The organism is Agrobacterium tumefaciens, from assembly GCA_025560025.1.
Lineage (GTDB): Bacteria > Pseudomonadota > Alphaproteobacteria > Rhizobiales > Rhizobiaceae > Agrobacterium.
Genome location: CP048485.1, coordinates 886045 through 906499 on the forward strand (window position 1 = coordinate 886045; position 20455 = coordinate 906499).

Consider the following 20455-nt stretch of genomic DNA (forward strand, 5'->3'; position numbering starts at 1 on the left):
GCCGTTCCCTGCCGGGCACCGGCAGCCGATTGCAGTGCAAACACCAATTGTGGTGAAGGAGACCAGGCCATGTGGATACAGATATTACAGCGCTTTCTTATTCTGTGCCTGATGCTGGCGATCGTTTCCGTCATCGCGTTTCTTTTGCCCTATATGGCGGGCGGCGATCCGGCCCGCACCATTCTCATGTCGCGCATGCGCGATACGGCGCTCGATCCGCACGCGGTCGAGGCGCTGAGGGTAAGCCTCGGACTGGACCGTCCGCTTTATGTGCAATATTTCGCATGGCTGTCTGGCGCGCTGCGGGGCGATCTCGGCTTTTCCTTCACCAGCAGCCAGCCGGTAGCCGCCGAGCTTTTGCGGTCGCTCTGGGTATCGGTGACACTGGCGCTGACTGCCCTTGCGATTGCCGTCGCCGTCGCCCTGCCGCTCGGCACGCTGGCAGCGATGCGACCTGGCGGACGGCTGGACAATTTCGCGACGCTGATGATCCAGACCTTTGTTGCAACGCCGGAATACTGGTTCGCGCCGATGTCGGCGCTGGTTTTCGCGCTTTATCTCGGCTGGTTGCCATCTGCGGGATGGGATAGCTGGCGCTCGCTGGTGCTTCCCGCCCTGACGCTGACCCTGCGTCCGCTGGCCTATTTCACGCAGGTGACGCGCGCCGCCATGGCCGAGGTTCTTCGTGCGCCTTACATCACGGCGGCCCGCAGCCGCGGCCTCGGCATGCATAGCACGGTCCTGCGGCACGGTGTCCGCAATGGCTCGCTTCCGGTCGTCACCTTCTTTGCATTGTGGCTTGCCGGCCTGCTTGGCGGATCGGTGGTTGTGGAAGTTATATTCGCCATCCCCGGCATGGGCCGGCTGCTCTACGACGCCGTGGTCAATCGGGATATTCCTATGCTGCAGGGCGGTTTCATCTGCATCGTTGCCCTGTCCATCCTGATCAATACCCTGGCCGACGGCTTTTATGTCCTGATCAATCCAGCAATGCGAGGTCACCATGACCATTAGTCACTTTCCGAGCGCGACAGCTGCCGCCATGCCGATGACCACGCCCAAGCGCCCCGCGACACTGTCCCGGTTCACGGACTTCATCCGCCGGCGGCACTGGACCTTCTATGCGGGATCGGCGATTTTTCTCGTCATCATCCTCCTGCTGGTGATCGCGCCGTGGATTTCGCCCTACAATCCCGCGCAGCAGAATCTGCGCCTGCGGTTGAATGCCCCCAGCGCCGCCTATTGGCTGGGAACCGACCATCTGGGGCGCGACGTCCTGAGCCGGCTGCTGATCGGCGGTCGTTTCACGGTCACGATCGCCGCCATCACGGTCATTCTGTCGGTCGTCATCGGAACCTTCATCGGCATTATCAGCGGCCGCAGCCGTGGCGTCCTTGACGAGATATTGATGCGGGTGGTGGATCTGCTCATCGCGATACCGGATGTCGTGATCGCCATTTTCCTCGTCGCCATTTTCGGTCCGGGATATGGAACGCTGATCGCGTCTTTGACCATTGTCGGCTGGACACCCTTTGCGCGGCTGGCACGCGGGCTGACGCTTTCCATCAATTCACGCGAATATATCCGCGCCGCCGAAGTCCTGGGCTGCACGCGGCGTTTCATCATCTTCCGGCATGTCATCCCCAACACCATCTGGCCCATCGCAGCCGTTGCCTTCCTGCGCTTCGGCCACAAGCTGATCACGGTGGGTGGATTGTCGTTTCTCGGCCTCGGCGTGCAACCGCCGGCCGCCGACTGGGCGCTGATGCTGGCGGATGCGCAGGCTTATGCGGAGCGGATGCCCGTTCTCGTCATCGCACCGGGTCTGGCGATTTTCCTGTCGGCGCTCAGCGTCACGTGGATCGGCCATGGCCTCAACCTGGAGACCAAGAAAACGAACGGTCACTGAGGTTCATGAAACAAACGATGATCGAGAGCCGGAAGGAGAGTAATATCGTCTAAAGCCGCATGAAAATACGCAAATGCCTCCGATTCAAAAATAATAAGGGGAACTCTTATGAATATCGAAGGACAAACGCATGCCAATACGGCCATATCTCCGGAGCGGACGCAGCTTCTGGAAATCGAGGACCTGCACGTTTCGGTGCCGGCGCAAAATGGCCGCAAGTTTGTTATTTCGGGCCTGACGCTTTCCGTCAATGCTGGCGAAGTCGTCGCTCTCGTCGGCGAATCCGGATCGGGCAAGAGCATGACGGCGCTGTCGCTGATGCGGCTCTTGCCGCAGGGCGCGGAAATCAATTCCGGCCGTATTTCCTTTGCCGGTCGCGATATTCTGGCCTTGTCATCCTCCGAGCTTGATGCGCTGCGCGGCGCCGATATCGGCATGCTGTTCCAGCAACCCCAGGCCATGCTCGATCCGACCAGCCGGGTGAGGACACAGGTTGCCGAGCCGCTCTGGATCCACCGCAAGATGAGTCGGCACGCGGCGCTCAGCCGGGTTGTCGGCCTCTTGTCGGATGTCGGAATTCCCGATCCGTCGGCGCGGGCGCAATGTTTCGCCCATGAGCTTTCGGGCGGCATGGCGCAACGTGTCATGATCGCGGCGGCACTCTCTGGTAATCCGCAACTGCTGATCGCCGACGAACCGACAACGGCGCTCGATGTCACCGTGCAGGCACAGATATTGCGGTTGCTTGACGATGAGCGCCGCAAGCGCCGGCTTGCGACGCTGCTCATCACCCACGACCTGTCGGTCGTCGCCGCATTCGCGGACCGGATAGCGGTGATGTATGCCGGTCGTATTGTCGAGGAGGGGCCGACCCAGGCAATCCTCAAGTCACCGCAACACCCCTACACCAAGGCGCTGATCAGCTGTTCGCTTCTGACGACAGACAGCGATGGCCAGCTGCTGACGATCCCGGGCTCCAGTTCGCAGGCCCATGACATGTCCTGCGGCTGCCGGTTTCATCCGCGTTGCGCGCTGGCCAAGTCGGCTGGCATGGGCAGCCGGTGCATGGCATCGGAACCCGATCTGAATAGCTTGCCCGAGGGGCGCAAAGCACGGTGCTGGGCGGTTGACGATGACCATGCCAGCCATACCAGTCACGCGGTCTGCTGAGGGAGGGTAGCGATGTTATCGACAGAGAAGACACAGACCCCGCCATCGGCGGAGAGCAAGAACCACCCCTATGTGGTGGCGAAGAACCTCTGCAAATATTACCCGATATCCGGGCTTGGTCACCGGGTGGTGAAATCCGTCGACGATGTTTCCCTGACCATCGGCGAAGGCGAAGTTCTGGGTCTCGTCGGCGAATCCGGCTGCGGTAAAAGCACCGTCGCCGGGCTGATAACGCGGCTGACCCACGCGACCAAAGGCGAGGTCAGCATTGGCGACCACGATATTCTGCATATGCAGGGCGAGACGCTCCGGCGCATGCGCCGGGTCGTGCAGCTGGTGTTTCAGGACCCTTATTCCGCGCTCGATCCGCGCATGCGCATCGGACAGAGCATGGAAGCGCCGCTTGCCCAGCATGGCATCGGCACACGCGATGAACGTGTGGCCCGTGTTTTCAAGATGCTGGAAGAAGTCGGCCTCGATGCCTCCTTTTATGACCGTTATCCAAGCCAGTGTTCCGGTGGGCAATTGCAACGCGTGGTCATAGGGCGCGCGCTTCTTCTCAATCCGAGCTTCCTTGTGTGCGATGAACCGACATCGGCGCTCGATGCCTCGATGCGCACGCAGATACTCAACCTGCTGATGGACATGAAGCGCCGTCACGGTTTGACGGTCCTGATGATTTCCCATGATCTTCGTGTTGTGCGTTATCTCTGCGACCGCATCGCGGTGATGTATCTCGGGCGCATCGTTGAAATCGCTGACCGCGAGGAGCTTTTCCGGGCACCGAAGCATCCTTATACGAAGGCGCTGATCGCCTCTTCGATGCTGGATGAGACCGGACTATATGCGCCGGAAATGCTTCTGGACGGAGATTTGCCAAGCCCGCTCAATCCTCCCGGCGGCTGCAAATTTCACACCCGCTGCAAATATGCGACGCAGATTTGCGGTGAAAAGGAACCGGTTCTGGAAAAGGTCGCCGGGGAGCATTCCGCACGCTGTCACCATTGGCGCGAGTGGGGCTGAGGGACAACGCAATAACAGTCTTCTGACCCGATAAAAACAGATGAATAGTGCGTTTGCGATTTAATATCGGAATTATATTCCGAGTATAAAAACATAAAATGAATAATATTCAGGTGGATGTTGAGTAAGCATCTAACGGATATGCTTTGTCATTCAAAAAGTAATAAATGAAAATTGGAAATTTTGTGAATGTGAATGAATTGTGAGCGTTGTCATCAAAAATAAAAGGGGAATATTCTATGGTCAAGCACGCACTTTTGGCGACATGCGCCATTGTGGTTTCGTTTGGAGCTGACGCGGCAAAGGCCGCCACGATTACCTATGACGATAATTTTGGTGTGAAAACCGGCTGGCAGATGGCTTCTGACGACGCCTATCTCGGCTCACGCGCGGGTTGCTTCGAGAGCCTGGTACGCGTCGGCTATGATATGAAGCTGGAGCCAAGCCTTGCCGAGTCCTGGAAGCAGACGGATCCCAAAGTGTGGGAATTCAAGCTGCGCAAGGGCGTCAAGTTCCAGAACGGCGAGCCGCTCGATGCCAAGGCCGCGGTCAATGCGCTGAGCAATCTTCTGAAGGCGCCGGTTCCGGCCCGCGCCTTTTCGCCGAAGCTGATCGCTGCCGTCGAGGCAGGCGGCGACGATGTCGTGAAGATAACCACCATCGAGCCCTCGGTGTTGGTGCCGGCACAGATGGCGAGCCCCGCCACCTCGATCCTTGCTCCGTCCGCCTATAAGGACGGCAAGGTCGATCCGGTGGGAACCTGCACCGGACCTTTCAAGATCACGGAGGTTGACCCCAGCCAGCATATGGTTCTGGAGGCCAACCACGATTATTGGGGCGGCATGCCGAAGCTTGCGGGCGGACGCGTGAATTTCGTGCCCGATGCCGATACCCGCGCTACCCAGGCCCGCACCGGTGAAGCGCAGATTTCGCGCCTCGTCCCGCCATGGACGGTCAAGACCATCGAATCCACCGATGGCGTCAAGGTTGCGCCGATCCCATCGCCCCGCATCACGGAACTGTTGCTGAACAATTCGAAACCGCCTTTCAACAATATCAAAGTCCGGCAGGCGATCCAGGCTGCCATCGATACGGGCGGTATCGCCGACAGTATCTATGAAGGTGTGGTCAAGGGCGCGGCCATGCCCTTCGCAGCGGGTGAGCCTTGGGCTGAAAAGGAATCCAAGTCCACCTATGACGTGGAAAAAGCAAAGTCTCTGCTGAAGGAAGCGGGTGTCGCACCCGGCAGTCTGAAAGTGACGCTTCTCGCCTATACGGCGAAGACGGAACTCAAGGATGTCGCGGCGATTATCCAGGCCCAGTTGCAGGAAGTCGGCATCAAGGTCGATGTGCGCGTTGCCGACTATAGCGCGATCGAACCGGATATGCTGGCCGGCAATTTCGACATGGCGTTGCTGTCGCGTGGTTACGCCACTGACGTCGCCGAACCGGCCGGTTTCCTCAACGCCGATTATACCTGCGGCGGCAGCTACAACATCTCGCATTATTGCAATGCGGATACGGACAAGCTGATCAAATCCGCCTATGCTGCGGCCGAGCCTGCCAAGCGGTACGCCATCTACGGCGAAGCGGCAAAAAAGATCTATGACGAGGCCGTCTCGGTCTTCCTCATCCATGAAACCGTGTTTGACGCCTATTCGGCCAAGCTTGAAAACTACAAGCCGCATCCGCTCAACTACTTTATCATGACGAAGGATCTGACGACGAAGTAAACCGGCGTGATGTTGCTGATGAACAGACGCCCGGCTCGCAAGAGCCGGGTCTTTTTTATGAGAAGGCCCTCGAACTTCTCCTCCGTCATTCCTGCCTTGACACGGAATCCAGCCGACGTGCGTCTGCGCGACGGGAAAATTCCTTTCAGCCCAAGGACTTGGGCTGGCTGGATTCCGGCTTAAGGCCGGAATGACGGAGGAGTGGAAGGTCACGAATACAACAAATGTTGTAGTTTTATCTACCGGCCGAAAACTGAAGTCAGACGCGTGCACAAGCCCGGTGTGTAACGGCATGTGGATGGTGTTCGCTTCATTAAAACCGGAAAACCTCCACCACCATCCCTGATCAAAAAAGGAGAGGGCATCTGCCGTTTGGGGAGGTAAGAGGGGCGAATGCTTATGTCATTCGCCGGGTATCAACTGAGGGCAGCGTGAAACGGGGCAGGCAAGGCGAAGCCGGCGGCAGCGGGGATAAAGCGCCGCCGGTATCTCATCCGATCAGGCGCGCGCTTCCGGCGTATAGCCAGCAGCGGTGATGATTTCGGCAATACGGGCCGCGTCGGAGACGCCGCCAACCACGACCGTGCGGCTTGCCGGATCGGCATGCACGGCGGCACCGGGAACGGTCTTTTCGATCGCGCCCTTGATCACACCGGCGCAGTGACCGCAGGTCATGTCTTCAACATGGAAAGAAAGGTCGGCATCAACAGGTGCGGCGGCGGTTTCGGGGTGATGCTGGTGGGCGGTGCACATAGGCGGTTCTCCTTGGTTTGGAAGTCGTGACAGGAGGAGCCTGGACTATTCCAACGTGGGAAGGTCAAGCGCTTTATTCATAAAGGCTGAAAGAGCGCGCTGCCATTTTAGCTGCGCCAGAAAATCGGCATCAGGAGCACGAGAACGGTGAGGATTTCCAGGCGTCCGAGCAGCATCATCACCGACAGCAGATAAAGCGCCGGATCGCTGATGGTGGAAAAATTGCCCGCCGGTCCGATGATCGGGCCAATGCCGGGGCCGACATTGGCAAGCGAGGTCGCAACGGCCGAGGTGGCTGTCAGGAAATCATAGCCCATCAGGCTCATGGCGAGGCTGCCGGCGATCCACAGCGCGATGAAACAGCTGACGAAGAGGAAGATCGTTCTGATCGTATCGGGATCGACCACCTGCTGGCCGTAACGCACCGAATAGACGGCGTTCGGATAGATCAGCTTTTTCAGCCCCGCCCGCACGACATTGAACATGATGAGAAAGCGGTAGGCCTTGATACCGCCCGCCGTCGAGCCGGAGCAGCCGCCCATGAATGTTGCGAAAAAGGCGACGACGACAACGAAGGGCCCCCAGAGCGTGTAGTCATCACTCGCAAAACCACCCGTGGAAAGAATGGAGGTCATGTTGAAGAAGGAATGGCTGAGCGCATCATCCAAGGGCACGCCGTTCCTGAAGTGGTGATAAACGCCGACCGCAATCGAGATCGCGCAGAGATAACCGAGGAAGACGGCGATCTGCGGATCGCGCAGCGTCTCCAGCCTGCGGCGCACGGCTAGCAGGATCATGACCGAAAAGGGCAGGCTGCCGAAGATCAGGAAGATGGTGGCGATCCAAAGCAGCGCCGTATTGTTGAAATAGGCGAAAGACGCGTCATGGGTGGAGAAACCACCGGTCGCGACCGTCGACATGGCATGGTTCAGCGCATCGAAATGCGACATGCCGGCAAAATCGTAAGCGATCGTGCAGGCGAGCGTCATGATGATGTAAATGGCCACGAAAGCCCGGGTGAAGCTCGCCAGCCGCGCAAAAGGCCGGTCGTTGCCGGTATCGGAGGATTCCATGCGGAAAAAGGTCATGCCGCCGACGCGCAGCAGCGGCAGGATGAAGAGGCCGAGCGCGACAATACCGATACCGCCAAGCCAGCACAGCAGCGAACGCCAGAGAAGGATGCCCTGCGGCGCGTTGTCGAGACCGGCGATGGCTGTCGATCCTGTCGTGGTAATGGCGGAAACGGATTCGAATATTGCCTGGCCGAGCGTCAGGTTGAGTTCGGACAGGTAAAGCGGAACCGCGCCGACGACGGAAAAGACCAGCCAGAGCAGGTTGACGAGCAAAAAGCCGAAACGTTTGTTGAAGGAGGCTATTGGCCCACGCGTCGCCAGCGCACAGGCAAGCGCAAAACCGCCGCACATGAAACCCGACAGCGCAAACACCATCCAGTCGTCATTGCCGTAATAGAGATCGGTGAGCGCCGGCAGAAACATGGCCGTCGCCATGTAAAGCCCGAAGATGGAAGCCACATAGATGACCGAGCGCAGAAGGTTACTGTTCAAGAAATGAAACCCGGAGTTCGTTGCCGCGCTGAAATGAGTCTTTGTCTCGGACGCCTTCCTATGGCATAGCGGGTGCCATTATGAATTTCAATGGATTGACTATCGTGGACAAGCAGCTTGTGGAAGCAGCGCGGCGGGAAGTGCGGGAAATATTCCCGGAAACGCCGTTGCAGTTGAATGAACATCTCAGCCGTCGGTATGGCGCGTCGATTTGGCTGAAGCGTGAAGATCTGTCCCCGGTTCGCTCCTACAAGATTAGAGGCGCATTCAATTTTCTCCGCAAGGCGGTGGCCAAGGCTGGCAAGAACAAGATTTTCGTCTGTGCGTCGGCGGGTAACCACGCGCAGGGTTTTGCTTTCGCCTGCCGCCATTTCGGCGTTCACGGCGTCGTTTTCATGCCGGTGACGACACCGCAGCAGAAAATCGAAAAGACCCGCATCTTCGGCGGTGAATTCATCAGCATCCGTCTGGTGGGTGATATATTCGACCAGTGTTACGCCGCTGCCCGCAAATATGTTGAGGACAATGACGGCTACATGGTGCCGCCCTTCGACCATGAGGACATCATCGAGGGCCAGGCGACGGTCGCTGCCGAAATCATGGATCAGCTTCCGGAAGGCACGAAGCCCGATATCGTCGTCATGCCCGTTGGCGGCGGCGGTCTCTCTGCGGGTCTTTCAGGTTTTCTCGCCGGCACGGTCCGCAAGGAGAACTTCGTGTTCTGCGAGCCGGAAGGTGCGCCGAGCCTGAAGAAGAGCATCGAGCGCGGTGAACCGGTGACGCTGAACAAGGTCGACAATTTCGTTGACGGCGCCGCCGTTGCCCGCATCGGCGACCTGAACTTCAAGGCGCTGAAGGACTTTCCGGCCGAGCAGGTCTTGCTCATCCCGGAAAACGCCATCTGTGTCACGATCATCGAGATGCTGAATCTCGAAGGTGTGGTGCTGGAGCCGGCGGGCGCGCTGGCGATCGCCGCTCTGGAAAAGCTCGGCCGTGAAAGGCTGGAAGGCAAGACGGTCATCGCCGTCGTCTCCGGCGGCAATTTCGATTTCGAGCGTCTGCCGGATGTGAAGGAACGCGCCATGCGTTACACCGGCGTGAAGAAATACTTCATTCTGCGCCTGCCGCAGCGTCCCGGCGCCTTGCGCGATTTCCTCAACCTTCTCGGTCCGGACGACGATATCGCCCGTTTCGAATATCTGAAGAAATCGGCCCGCAATTTCGGTTCGATCCTGATCGGTATCGAAACCAGCGCGAAGGAGAATTTCGCCGGCCTGCTGGAGCGCTTCGAGGCGGCTGGTCTCGGCTACGAAGACATCACTGAAAACGACATCCTGTCGAACCTGATCATCTGATTGGGGAGTTAAAGACAGGGAAGGGCGGATCATCTCCGCCCTTCGAACGTGACATAGATTGAGGGAGTGAAAGCCATGGCATCGTTTTTTTCCAAAATCCTCTCGGCCTTCGGCTCCGGCCAGCCGTCTTCCGACGAGCCGCAGAAGACGGCCCAGGCGGAGCCGCATGCGCATGGCGAATATCTGATCTATGCGACACCGCTCAAAGAAGGCGGACAGTTCCGGCTGGCCGGCCGTATCGAGAAAAAGGTCGGTGATGAAGTGCTGGTGCACGAATTCGTGCGCGCCGATGTCTTCACCAGCCTGGACGATGCGGTGGAGTTTACGGTCCGCAAGGCAAGATTGATCATCGACCAGAACGGCGCATCGCTTTTCCCAGGAAAATGATGACGGTTTCTTGCGACTTGCATTAAGATTCCGTTGGTTGCTTCGGCCTATCGTCCCCGAGGAGCATGGAGTCGCGCCAATGAACGCGCGACGTGGATAGATAGGGCATGTGCCGATGCAATGGGCAAATCTGGCACTCTTCGCGACGGAGGCCATCGTCTATTTCGCGGTAATGACGGCATTCCTTCATTACCGGCATATTCTCGGCATCGGTGTTTTTCTCACCGCGCTGGGAGTGATGCATTTTCTGGAGACCTATCTGGCGGCCGTCTTTTACGTCGAGCTGCCCTTCGGCGTGGCATCTCCCGGCTCCTCGATCCTTTTTGCCGGCAAGCTGATGATGATCCTGATGCTTTATATGCGGGAGGATGCGGCGGTCGTCCGCCAGCCGATCTACGGCCTGCTTCTCGGCAACATACTGACCGTCATCATGGCGCAGATCGTCCATTTTCATCAGACGGTGGCGATCGTGCCCGGACAATCGGTCAGCGCCGGTTTTCTGGATGAGATGGGTGTGCTGATGGTCTGGGGAACCAGCCTTCTTTATATCGACGCCATCGCCATCATTCTTTTCTACGAAAAGCTCGGGCGTTATTTGCAGCGCCATATCGTGCTGCGTTTCGCAATCTGCGGCGTCGTGATTCTAAGCCTGGATCAGGCCGGTTTTTACGCGGCGTTGCGATATATGCTGAACGCGCCGATCGATGTCTTTTACGATGGCTGGAAGGCGAAAATGGCGGCGGTCGCCATTTATTCTCTGCTCTTCGCCATCTATCTCAAGCTGACGGCAGCAAAAGGCCGCTTCCTGACGCGCCGCAGCGTTGCCGATGTTTTCAACGACCTCACCTTCAGGGAACGCTACGAGGAGCTTTTGTCCCGCTCCGGCCGCGACATGCTGACCGGCGTATCGGACCGCGCCCGCATGGAGCTCGATGCGCCTTCGGTTGTCGTGGAATGCCTGGAGAAAAAGCGCCCTGTCAGCGTGCTGATCGTCGATATCGATCACTTCAAGACCGTCAACGATACGTTCGGGCATTTGCAGGGCGATGAAATATTGCGGGAATTTGCCGCTGTGCTGAAACGCATCGTGCAGCCGCATGGCCATTTGTACCGCTTCGGCGGTGAGGAGTTCGTGGCGCTTTTGCCGGCGGTGCCGCATGAGGCCGCGCTTACCTTTTCGGCCAATCTCAGAATGGCGATCCTCGCGGACCTGCAACGGCCGGACGGTACACCATTGACCGTCAGCATCGGTGTCGCCACGGCTTTCGAGGACGGACAGCTTTTTCGCGCGCTTCTATCGGAGGCGGATGCGCGGCTCTACGCGGCAAAAAATAACGGCCGGGACCAGGTCCACGGCCGTCACGGATTGTGGGTCGGCTGATAGCGGCAATCACGCCGCCATCAGACAGGCTCAGGCGGCCTGCGCCAGTTCGGCAACCTTGGCGCCGGCGGCTGCAACGGCCTTCTCGACGGCTTCCGGGCCGAATGCCAGACCTTCGACATAGATCACTTCCACATCGGTCATGCCCATGAAACCGAGAACGGTCTTGAGGTAGGGCACGGCATGGTTCAGCGGAGCGGCGGGGCCTTCCGAATAAACGCCGGCTGCTGCGAGCACGATGTAGACCTTCTTGCCCTTGGCAAGACCTTCCGGACCGGTTTCGGTGTAGCGGAAGGTCTGGCCGGCGCGGGCGACATTGTCGATCCACGACTTCAGGCCGGAATAGATGTTGAAGTTGATGAGGCCGGTGCCGATAACGACCGTGTCGGCAGCCAGAAGCTCGGCAACCAGCTTGTCGGAATAGTCGGCGGCAACAGCTTCTTCAGCCGTGCGCTGGTCAGCCGGCTTGCGGATGGCGGCGGTCTTGACGGTGTCGAGATGCGGAATGGGGTCGGCGGCGAGATCGCGGTGGATCAGGGTGTTGGACGCCGACTTGGCCTTCAGCTTGCTGGCGAGTTCGCCGGAAAACTTGTTGGAGACCGATTCCTCGCCACGCGGGCTGGAGGTGATGAGCAGAATGTTGGACATGGTCTTTCCTTGCAATATGCGATGAATTGACGGGCGCCTTGGGAGGGCGGGAGAGCACGACGCCCTTCCATTGCCCCCTATATGAGGAATTGCTGCCATCAAGAAAACTGTGATAATGTGGAAGCCATCTATCGATGAAATGGATGGAACATGGACGCGAACCCGACGCTCGACCAATTGCAGGTGTTTTTGACGGTTGCCGAGACCGGCAGTTTTTCCGCCGCGTCGCGGACGCTCAATCGCGCCCAGTCGGTGGTCAGCTATACCATCGCCAATCTTGAGGCGCAGCTGGAAGTCACCCTGTTCGAGCGCAATGGCGTTCGCCAGCCGCGGCTGACCGATGAAGGCCGCGCCATGCTTGAGGATGCAAGGCGCATCGTCGCCGGCCTGCAGGAAATGCGCGCGCGCGCCAAGGGGCTGAAGCAGGGGCTTGAGGCGGAACTTTCCGTCGCCATCAGTACCATGGTGCCGGCGGAGGCCATGGTGGCCGTGCTGCGGGATTTTCGCAAGGAATTCCCCACTGTCACCCTCAGCCTCAATGTCGGCGAGCTGGGCATGGTCATGGACATGGTGCTTTCCCGCAAGGCCGGCATCGGCATCGGCGGCGCGCTGCTGCGCCAGGATGACGAACTGGTCGTCGAAAAGGTCGGCCATTCCTTCATGCTGCCGGTCGTGGCTTCGGATCACCCGCTGGCGCAGATCGAACGGCCGCTGGTCCTTGGCGATGTCCGCGAGGAGGTGCAACTCGTCGTCACCGACGCGTCGGGGCTGACCAAGGGACGTGATTTCAACGTTCTGTCCTACAAGACCTGGAGGGTGAGCGACATCGCCACGAAATATCAGCTCATCAAGGGTGGTCTCGGCTGGGGCGGTCTGCCCGCATCGATCGTCCGCAACGATCTGACCAATGGCAGCCTGAAGGCGCTGGACCTCGAGGCCTATGAGCAGGGCGAGTACCCGCTCTTTGCGCTCCGCCGTGTCGATTCACCCGCCGGCCCGGCCGGCCAGTGGCTGGCCACGGCATTCCAGCAGCGTCTGTCGGCCTGCCCGAACCAGAAGGATTTCAACAGGATAGTTGCCGGAAGCAAGCAGAGGAATATTTCTGTCGCCGCTGAGTGAAATTATTTGAAACCGCGACAAATGCTTTTTGGCTGAGAAGGTGCCGCGTGTTTCTTCTCCCCGAGGGGGAGAAGTCCGCGGCAGCGGGATGAGGGGGCAACGTTCGTAATAAACCGAGAGCTTGCCCCCTCATCCGACCCTTTGGGCCACCTTCTCCCCAACGGGGAGAAGAAAAAAGGCAGCAATCTCGGCACCAAGCCCCAGGCAACACCAATTGACGCAAGCGACCGGCCTGCCTATACCTGACCCACGGTCAGCAGTTCACCGAGGCATCGCCGTACCGCAAGGGAAGCTAAACCTGCATTTGGAAAGATTGACAGCACTTAACCCGTGCCTTGTCGGAAGCCGGCGATCAGCGACACCGTTTCGGAATGGCACTTGAGGGTAAGTCATGCCACGTTCGATCCTTTCCATTGATATTGCCGACGTCTCGACCTTTGCCAGATCGCTCCGCGAACAGATCGGCCGGCTGGACCGCCAGCCAAGCCATGTGGAGATGCTCAATCTTCTGAGCCGCGCTGCCGGGTTCCGCAATTTCCAGCATCTGCGTGCGTCACGCACGCCATCCGCCGAAAGCGGGCCTCCGTTACCGCAGACACGAGCGGAGACAATGCCCGCCGCCAATGAGGGCAGGGTGCTGAAGACCGCGCGGATTTTCGATGGCGACGGCCGGTTGATGCAATGGCCCGCCCGCCGATCCCAGCAGGAATTATGCCTCTGGTATTTCTGGGCGAAAATCCCGGCCGGCCGCAGTTTCTCCGAACGCGAATTCAGCGGCTTTCTGGATGGTCTGCATCTCTTTCGGGATGCTGCGATGCTTCGGCGTGACATGGTCGGCCTGCGGCTCATCCGCCGCAACCGCGACGGCAGCGACTATCGGCGCATCGAGCAGAAGCCACCGGCGGAACTGCCGCTGCTGCTACGCGCTGTGGTTGGCCGTGATTGAGGAATAGTCAGCGATGTGGCTGACAGGCTTTCATCAAGCCCGAGGACGACGTCGAGTTGATGGAGGCGTGGTGAGCAAGTTTGCCCTCCCGGCGTGAATGCGCCGGGAGGGCTGCAATCCCTAGAGAACCAGACGGAATTTCGCGAAACCTTCCGCGCCTTCACCGGCATCCTCGATCTTCGCGCCCTTGATATCGGCCGCATAGTGGCGGCCTTTCGGGCCGGTTTCGAAGATTGCCGAGGTATTGGCAACCGGCGCGAAGGACCAGTTGGCATCCGCAGACGGGTTGATGGTGCCCTGATCGATGATATAGCGCACGATCACGTCGCGGTTGGTGTCGGGGGCCACGAAGATCACCTTGTCGGCGGCAATATCCGGGAATTTGCCGCCGCCGCTCGCCCGGTAATTATTGGTCGCCACCACGAATTTCTGCTCGGGATCGATCGGCTTGCCTTCAAATTGCAGGTTGACGATGCGATTGCTGTCCGGGTTGACGGCCTTGCCGTCCTTGTCGAATTTCGCCGGTTTGGAAATGTCGATCTGATAGGTGACACCGTCGATGACATCGAAATTATAGGACGGGAAATCCGCATTGAGCAGCGGCGCATCCTTGGCGCCAGCCTCGACAGTGTTGAACATGCCCGCCGACATTTCCAGCCAGTTCTTGACCTGCGCGCCGTTGATCAGCACCGCCTGCACGGTGTTGGGGTAAAGATAGAGGTCGGCGACATTCTTGATGGCAATGTCACCGGCGGGGACATCGGTATAATAATCCGCGCCGCCGCGACCGCCGGACTTGAAGGGGGCTGCTGCCGAAAGCACGGGCAGGTCCTTATATTGCCCTTCCTTCAGCATGTCCTTGATGTACCAGGTCTGGGCATTGGAGACGATCTGCACGGAAGGATCGTCGGCCACCAGTGCGAAATAGGAATAGAGCGGGGCGGACGTCTTGCCCACCGGGCGGCGCACATAAGCGAGGGCGGCTTCGTGATCGGCCTTGGCGGCGGCGATGACCTCCGGCTTGTCGGTAAAATCGGCAACGACCTTGCGGTTTTCATCGCGGTGATAGATCGGCCGGGCTTCGGAGGTGAAATCGACGATCTTCCAGCTCTTGCCATCCTTTTCGAGCAGCAGGTCGATCAGGCCCATATGCGAACCCCAGAAACCCGCCATCACGGCAGGCTTGCCCTGCAAGGTGCCCTTGACAGCATCGACGCCCTCGATACCGTCCCAGGTTTTCGGACCGGGGAAGACCAGATGCTGGTGGCCGGTGAAGATCGCGTCGATGCCTTCGACGCCCGCCAGATAGAGAGAGGCATTTTCCATGCGCTCGGTCTGGCCCTTGCCGTCGATGCCGGAATGGGACAGCGCGATGACGATATCCGCACCTTCTTCCTTCATGACCGGCACCCAGGCTTTCGCCGCCTCGACGATATCGCGCGTCTGCGCCTTGCCCTCGAGGTTCTTGGAATCCCACATCATGATCTGCGGCGGCACGAAGCCGATGATGCCGACCTTGACCGGGCTGGTGACCCCCGCACCGTCGCGGATCTGCTTCTCCAGAATGACGTAGGGCTTGAAGAACAGCTCGTCGTTCTTCGGATCGGAAGCAAGCTGGCCCTTGGTGAGGTTGGCGCAGACGTAAGGGAAACCCGCTCCCGCCAGCGTGTTCGACATATAATCGAGGCCGTAGTTGAATTCATGGTTGCCAAGCGTGCCGCAGTCGTAGCCCAGCACGTTCATGGCGTTGATGACGGGATGCTTGTCGCCGGCCTTCATGCCGCGCTCATAGGCGATATAGTCGCCGAGCGGATTGCCCTGCAGGAAGTCGCCATTATCCACCAGCATCGAATTTCCGGCTTCGGCACGAATGGTGCCGATGATCGAGGCGGTGCGCGCCAGCCCCATCGTGTCGTTCGGCTTGTCGGCGTAATAGTCATAGGGAAAGACGTGAACATGGATGTCAGTCGTTTCCATGATGCGCAGATGCGCCTGATTGGCGGCCGCGCGCGCGGCAAACGGGTGCAGCATCACCAGCGCTGAGGAAGCGGCAATGCCGCTGAGAAGCGAACGGCGGCTGATGGGGTGGAGAGCGAGAAGCGACGACATGGGAACTCCTTCGGATGAAGCTGGCTCTGTCATGGAAGACGACAAGGTAGAAGCAATCGCCGAGGAGTCCATCATCAAAATGACAGGCCGGTGACGGAGAAGCCTGTTTTCAACCGTTTGATAAATTTTTTGTCACGACAGCGCCGCATGCGCCATCGCAAGGGAATGCGCTGCGTTCGCTTGGCGCATTCCGATTTCGAAAACCAGTGGCTTAACGCGCGAGCGTCGGCTTCACTTCTTCATGGAAGAAGCGGAAATAGGAGGAGAGCTGCGCCAGCGTATTGGTGGAAAGCTTCAGCTGCAGGCCGAGGCGGTTTTGATGCTGCCATTGCACCTCGCCCTCGATGAAGCCCAGATCCTCGCTTTGCACCTTGACCCGGCTACCCTTGGCGGCTGCGAAAGGTCCATCCAGTTCGAGCGCCATGCCGGTGGCCGACAGGTCCAGCACGCGGCCTCGGGTCGACTGGCTGAAGTAATGCACGGTCGCAAAGATCCTGGTCTTGCTCCGGGGCGCGGCGCGGGTCACTATGTTGAGGTTGTTTGCCATTTTGCTGCTCAAATCAATTTGTTTCCGATGCCCCAACCATGACGCATAAAACTTGAAGCCCGTTTAGTTCATCAGTTAAAATTGCAGGTAATCTTGCGATTATGCTGTATCGATACGGCACTGGTAACAATTGTTCCGGGCAGAGCGCACATGTACATAAGCGATATCCTCTCGGCTGAGGAGATGTTCGGCGCGTGCGACAATATCGCCTGTCGCCGTCACGGCGCCGGTGCCGTAGACGATCCGGTCGTCGCTGCCATATCCGCGAACGATATAATCGGGGCTATCGAGCATCGGGGGAACGGCATCCGTCTGCGGATATCGCTCGCAGGCCTCAGCGTGAAGAAAGATCGGACCCGTTTCGGCATAGGGTTGGAGCGAGGGAAAGGGCCGGTAGGCGAGGATCAGCATGCCTTCACCCTGATTGATCTGGGAGAGGCAATGACGGCACGGCATGCCGCCCGGGGAAACGGCCTTTTCCGGCGGGTTGCCATAGGCGTCGGCAGCGCCCGCGCGGAAAGCCTCGGCATCCTTAGCCGGCATTGCTGTAAAAACGAGATTGGTCATGGTGGGGTCCTCCGGTTCGGATCGGCGTTGCTTCTTTGCAGCTATGATCTCGAAACAGGACACTATCCACCCGATTCTTGAGGGGTGATGCAACCAGCCCATTGCGTGTTTCGTTAGCATCGGGAATCAGTGACGCTCCTCGATCCCGGAAGGTCTGATTTTATGTTCCGTCGTTTTCTGGCCGCCGTTCCGCTGGCTTTTGTTTCGTTGACGGCCCCGATTGAGGCGAACGCGCAGGTCGCCTCCGGTCTCGATGGCCTGTCCGACGAGCAGCTGCAGCAGGCGGTCAATTTCGTTATCGGCAACGCAATCTTCTCGCTCTACCACGAGGGTGCGCGCATGCTGATCTCGGATTTCGGAACGCCTGATACCGGCAGCGTCCAGGCTCCTGCCGATCAGCTGGCGGGCACGCTCATCCTCCAGGCCAATGAGGAATGGCTCGATACCGCGCTCGTCAACGCCACCGACAGCTGGTATCTGGCGCGCGAGGCGGAGACCTTGCCCGATCACGAAGCGCCGGTCTTTTCCGCGCTGGTGCCTGACAGAAGCCGCGACCGCAACATGGCCTGCCTGATGGTCGGCCGTGACAAGGACGGTTATGGCGATCTTGCCGCGATGATGGGGCTGGACAATGCCGAATTCGGCAAATGCGCCGCCACCTATCCGGGCGTCGCTTCGGCCTGGGAGAATTTTCTGGCGCCCCACCGCAGCCAGACACCGTCCAGATTTTCCGTCAGCTATGTGCCGCCGCGTGACCCTGAACTTGAACCCTATGCCATCATGGTCAAGGAATCGAAGGTTCTCGATCTTATCAGCCGCAGTTTCGGCGGTTATGGCCTCAAGGGCGACGTCAAGCTGACGGCAAAGTCCTGTGGCCGTCCCGATGTCTACTGGTCGGCGGAAAAGCGCGAGATCACCTATTGCTACGAGCTTGGTAAATTCCAGGCGGAGCTGATCGCCGATCATCTCCTGAACACTGTTACGGAAGACAAGGGCGCTGCTGGCGGACAAATTCCGACGGCTGTCAATCTGGAAAGAGAAATCTGAGGCAGATTGCCGGCGCTGGCGATCCAGCCTCCTGAATGATGGAGGAAAGTGCCATGCCGAAGGTCGTCGTTCGCAATTTCGCTATCTCGCTTGACGGATATGGTGCCGGGCCGGACCAGAGCCTGCAGAACCCGCTGGGCGTGAACGGCGAGGAGCTGCATCAATGGGCGTTCAAGACCCGCACTTTTCACCGCATGTTCGGCAAGGAAGGTGGTTCGACCGGCACGGATGAGAAATTCTCCGAGAAAAGTTTTGAAAATATCGGCGCCTGGATTTTGGGGCGCAACATGTTCGGCCCTATCCGCGGCGCCTGGCCGGATGATAACTGGAAGGGCTGGTGGGGCGATGAGCCGCCCTATCACGTTCCGGTTTTCGTGTTGACGCACCATGAGCGCCCATCCTTCACCATGAAAGGCGGCACGGTTTTCCATTTCGTCACCAAGGGCATCGAGGCCGCTCTGGACATGGCGCTCACCGCCGCTGACGGCAAGGATGTCCGCATCGGCGGCGGCGTTTCCACCATCCGGCAATATATGGCCGGGGGCATGATCGACGAATTGCATCTGGCGCTTGCGCCGGTTTTCCTTGGAAAGGGCGAACATCTTTTCGAAGGGCTGGATTTACCTGCGCTCGGTTATCGCTGCACGGAGACGATATCGGGCGAGGGGGCCACACATCTCGTCATCGACAAGGCATGAATGCAGCGTCTCTCCACTCTCATTCCTGTGACAGGCACAGGAATGAGGAGGCGTTTGTATAGGCCGAAACCTCAATTACGCAGCGAGATTTCCAGAAGCTCGGTATCAGAAAGCGGCTCCACCCAGGCCTCATAGGTGCCGACAGGCGAAAAACCCATCATCTGGTAAAGCTGCAGCGCCCGCGGATGGTCAAGCGTGTTGGTTGTCACGGTCACGCGTTTGGGATTGTCCTGCCAGGCGGCGTAAAGCGCCTGCAACAGGAACCACTTGCCGACACCCGCGCCGATCGCCTCTTCGAGAAGCCCGAAATAGGAAAGCTCGGTCACCTCGTCGTTCGCCTTGTTCAGCTCGAAGAAACCGGCAGGCGCGCCGTTCATGTAAAGAACCGTAACGCTGTTCTTCGGGTCCTTGAGGACGGCGGAGAGTTCCGCATCGCTCATGCGCATGCGTTTTTGCCAGTGCCAGCGTTTTCCCACCCGCCAGTAAATATAACGATAGAAGTGCAGGGGAATATCGGTAACCCGCATCAGCGCCGTCTGGATGTTGACGGGAATCGGCAGGCTGACCTTCGGCGGAGCGGTCATTTCAAGCTGTGTGACATGCGCCTTCAAAGGGCCATGCGATACCAGGGGGACAGGCTCGGCGGGGCCGGTGACGACAGGCGTATCTTCCAGTCCGCCCCATTCTGACCAGGAGCCGTCATAGAGCGAATTGTCCCGATGGCCGAGTGATTCCAGCGCCAAGGTAAGGACGGCGGCGGTGACGCCCGAGCCGCAGCTGGTGACGACCGGCTTGCTGAGGTCGATGCCCGCATCGGCGACCATCTTGCGGATGGCGGTGAGGTCCTTGAAATGGCCGTTCTCGGAAAAGGCAGTGGCCGGCAGGCTGCGTGCGCCGGGCATATGCCCGGAACGCATGCCGGCACGCGGCTCGGCCTCGTCGCCGGTGAAGCGGCCGGCACCACGGGCATCGGCGATCTGCTTTTCACCGCTGTCGACGATGCCGCGCATGGTCGACAGGGAAGTCACGCGCTTCTCGTTGAAGTCAGGCGTGAAGGTGGCGGGCGCAATCTCCGGCGTGCCGGTTTCAAGCGGCCGGCCTTCGCGCTTCCAGCCGTCGAGGCCGCCATCCAGCACATAGGCCTTGCGCACGCCCATCACCCGCAGCATCCACCACACGCGCGGCGCGGAAAAGAAGCCGGGGCCGTCATAGACCACGATCGTATCCGTATCGCTGAGGCCAAGCGCACCGGCCTGTTCCGCGAAGAATTCCGGCGAGGGCAGGGAATGCGGCAGGCCGGTGGTATGATCGGCGATCTTGTCCTGATCGAAGAATACCGCACCGGGCAGATGGCCGGCTGCGAATTCTTCCGCGCCGTTGCGCTTGTGCGCCGGCAGATACCAGGAGGCATCAACGACACGAAACCCGGCCGTGCCGAGCTGCTTTTCCACCCAGTCCGCCGAAACGACGAAACGGCTCTTATCCGTGCTCACGATGT

The 20455-nt window shown here is 59.2% G+C and carries 19 protein-coding genes; 12 read left to right on the forward strand and 7 right to left on the reverse strand.

All coding sequences use genetic code 11. The features are described from left to right. The first annotated feature begins 69 nt into the window (after nucleotides 1–69). From FY152_04385 to FY152_04405, 5 genes are all read left to right on the forward strand, one after another. Nucleotides 70–1014: an ABC transporter permease gene (locus tag FY152_04385; protein UXS31370.1), complete on the forward strand. Its 945-nt coding sequence runs from the start codon at nucleotides 70–72 to the stop codon at nucleotides 1012–1014. After that, nucleotides 1004–1909 carry an ABC transporter permease gene (locus FY152_04390; GenBank protein ID UXS31371.1) on the forward strand — a complete coding sequence of 302 codons (906 nt, stop codon included), beginning with the start codon at nucleotides 1004–1006 and terminating at the stop codon, nucleotides 1907–1909. Before FY152_04385 ends, FY152_04390 begins: the two co-directional genes overlap by 11 nt. A 108-nt stretch (nucleotides 1910–2017) precedes the next feature. Beyond that, the gene (locus FY152_04395) at nucleotides 2018–3079 is read left to right on the forward strand and encodes an ABC transporter ATP-binding protein (protein ID UXS31372.1); all 1062 of its coding nucleotides are present in this window, start codon (nucleotides 2018–2020) and stop codon (nucleotides 3077–3079) included. Between the two features lie 12 nt (nucleotides 3080–3091). Beyond that, the gene (locus FY152_04400; protein UXS31373.1) at nucleotides 3092–4102 is read left to right on the forward strand and encodes an ABC transporter ATP-binding protein; all 1011 of its coding nucleotides are present in this window, start codon (nucleotides 3092–3094) and stop codon (nucleotides 4100–4102) included. A 239-nt stretch (nucleotides 4103–4341) separates the two neighbouring features. Beyond that, entirely contained in the window at nucleotides 4342–5835 is a 1494-nt protein-coding gene (locus FY152_04405; protein UXS31374.1) for an ABC transporter substrate-binding protein, read from the forward strand. 498 nt (nucleotides 5836–6333) lie between these two features. On the opposite strand, the gene FY152_04410 is transcribed toward FY152_04405, so the two are convergent. Beyond that, the gene (locus FY152_04410) at nucleotides 6334–6588 is read right to left on the reverse strand and encodes a heavy-metal-associated domain-containing protein (GenBank protein UXS31375.1); all 255 of its coding nucleotides are present in this window, start codon (nucleotides 6586–6588) and stop codon (nucleotides 6334–6336) included. A 107-nt stretch (nucleotides 6589–6695) separates the two neighbouring features. After that, nucleotides 6696–8153, reverse strand: a complete 1458-nt coding sequence (locus FY152_04415) for a TrkH family potassium uptake protein (GenBank protein UXS31376.1) — start codon at nucleotides 8151–8153, stop codon at nucleotides 6696–6698. Nucleotides 8154–8233: 80 nt separating this feature from the next. On the opposite strand from FY152_04415, the gene ilvA reads away from it, so the two are divergent. The 3 genes from ilvA (at nucleotide 8234) to FY152_04430 (ending at nucleotide 11276) form a co-directional block, all read left to right on the forward strand. Continuing rightward, nucleotides 8234–9508 carry a threonine ammonia-lyase gene (gene ilvA, locus FY152_04420; GenBank protein ID UXS31377.1) on the forward strand — a complete coding sequence of 425 codons (1275 nt, stop codon included), beginning with the start codon at nucleotides 8234–8236 and terminating at the stop codon, nucleotides 9506–9508. 75 nt (nucleotides 9509–9583) lie between these two features. Further along, entirely contained in the window at nucleotides 9584–9895 is a 312-nt protein-coding gene (locus FY152_04425; GenBank protein UXS31378.1) for a transcriptional activator HlyU, read from the forward strand. Nucleotides 9896–10010: 115 nt separating this feature from the next. After that, nucleotides 10011–11276 (forward strand): GGDEF domain-containing protein, encoded by a 1266-nt coding sequence (locus FY152_04430; GenBank protein UXS31379.1) that lies wholly within the window; start codon nucleotides 10011–10013, stop codon nucleotides 11274–11276. Between the two features lie 30 nt (nucleotides 11277–11306). Here the strand turns inward: FY152_04430 and FY152_04435 are convergent, their stop codons facing one another. Next, complete coding sequence (locus FY152_04435) at nucleotides 11307–11924, reverse strand: FMN-dependent NADH-azoreductase (GenBank protein ID UXS31380.1); 618 nt, start codon at nucleotides 11922–11924, stop codon at nucleotides 11307–11309. A 150-nt stretch (nucleotides 11925–12074) separates the two neighbouring features. Between FY152_04435 and FY152_04440 the strand changes: the two genes are divergently transcribed. Together FY152_04440 and FY152_04445 are read left to right on the forward strand one after the other, a co-directional pair. After that, nucleotides 12075–13043, forward strand: a complete 969-nt coding sequence (locus FY152_04440) for a LysR family transcriptional regulator (GenBank protein ID UXS31381.1) — start codon at nucleotides 12075–12077, stop codon at nucleotides 13041–13043. A 391-nt stretch (nucleotides 13044–13434) separates the two neighbouring features. Next, nucleotides 13435–13989, forward strand: coding sequence for a DUF2087 domain-containing protein (locus tag FY152_04445; GenBank protein ID UXS31382.1), 555 nt, complete (start codon nucleotides 13435–13437; stop codon nucleotides 13987–13989). Between the two features lie 120 nt (nucleotides 13990–14109). On the opposite strand, the gene FY152_04450 is transcribed toward FY152_04445, so the two are convergent. The 3 genes from FY152_04450 to FY152_04460 form a co-directional block, all read right to left on the reverse strand. Beyond that, nucleotides 14110–16098 carry a bifunctional 2',3'-cyclic-nucleotide 2'-phosphodiesterase/3'-nucleotidase gene (locus tag FY152_04450; GenBank protein ID UXS31383.1) on the reverse strand — a complete coding sequence of 663 codons (1989 nt, stop codon included), beginning with the start codon at nucleotides 16096–16098 and terminating at the stop codon, nucleotides 14110–14112. 211 nt (nucleotides 16099–16309) lie between these two features. Then, the gene (locus tag FY152_04455; GenBank protein UXS31384.1) at nucleotides 16310–16645 is read right to left on the reverse strand and encodes a PilZ domain-containing protein; all 336 of its coding nucleotides are present in this window, start codon (nucleotides 16643–16645) and stop codon (nucleotides 16310–16312) included. 99 nt (nucleotides 16646–16744) lie between these two features. Further along, the gene (locus tag FY152_04460; GenBank protein ID UXS31385.1) at nucleotides 16745–17212 is read right to left on the reverse strand and encodes a DUF1203 domain-containing protein; all 468 of its coding nucleotides are present in this window, start codon (nucleotides 17210–17212) and stop codon (nucleotides 16745–16747) included. A 162-nt stretch (nucleotides 17213–17374) separates the two neighbouring features. Here FY152_04460 and FY152_04465 point away from each other — a divergent pair, with 162 nt between their 5' ends. Continuing rightward, the gene (locus FY152_04465; protein ID UXS31386.1) at nucleotides 17375–18259 is read left to right on the forward strand and encodes a hypothetical protein; all 885 of its coding nucleotides are present in this window, start codon (nucleotides 17375–17377) and stop codon (nucleotides 18257–18259) included. 53 nt (nucleotides 18260–18312) lie between these two features. After that, the gene (locus FY152_04470; protein ID UXS31387.1) at nucleotides 18313–18957 is read left to right on the forward strand and encodes a dihydrofolate reductase; all 645 of its coding nucleotides are present in this window, start codon (nucleotides 18313–18315) and stop codon (nucleotides 18955–18957) included. A gap of 71 nt (nucleotides 18958–19028) precedes the next feature. Here the strand turns inward: FY152_04470 and sseA are convergent, their stop codons facing one another. Further along, complete coding sequence (gene sseA / locus FY152_04475) at nucleotides 19029–20450, reverse strand: 3-mercaptopyruvate sulfurtransferase (GenBank protein UXS31388.1); 1422 nt, start codon at nucleotides 20448–20450, stop codon at nucleotides 19029–19031. Nucleotides 20451–20455 lie beyond the last annotated feature (5 nt).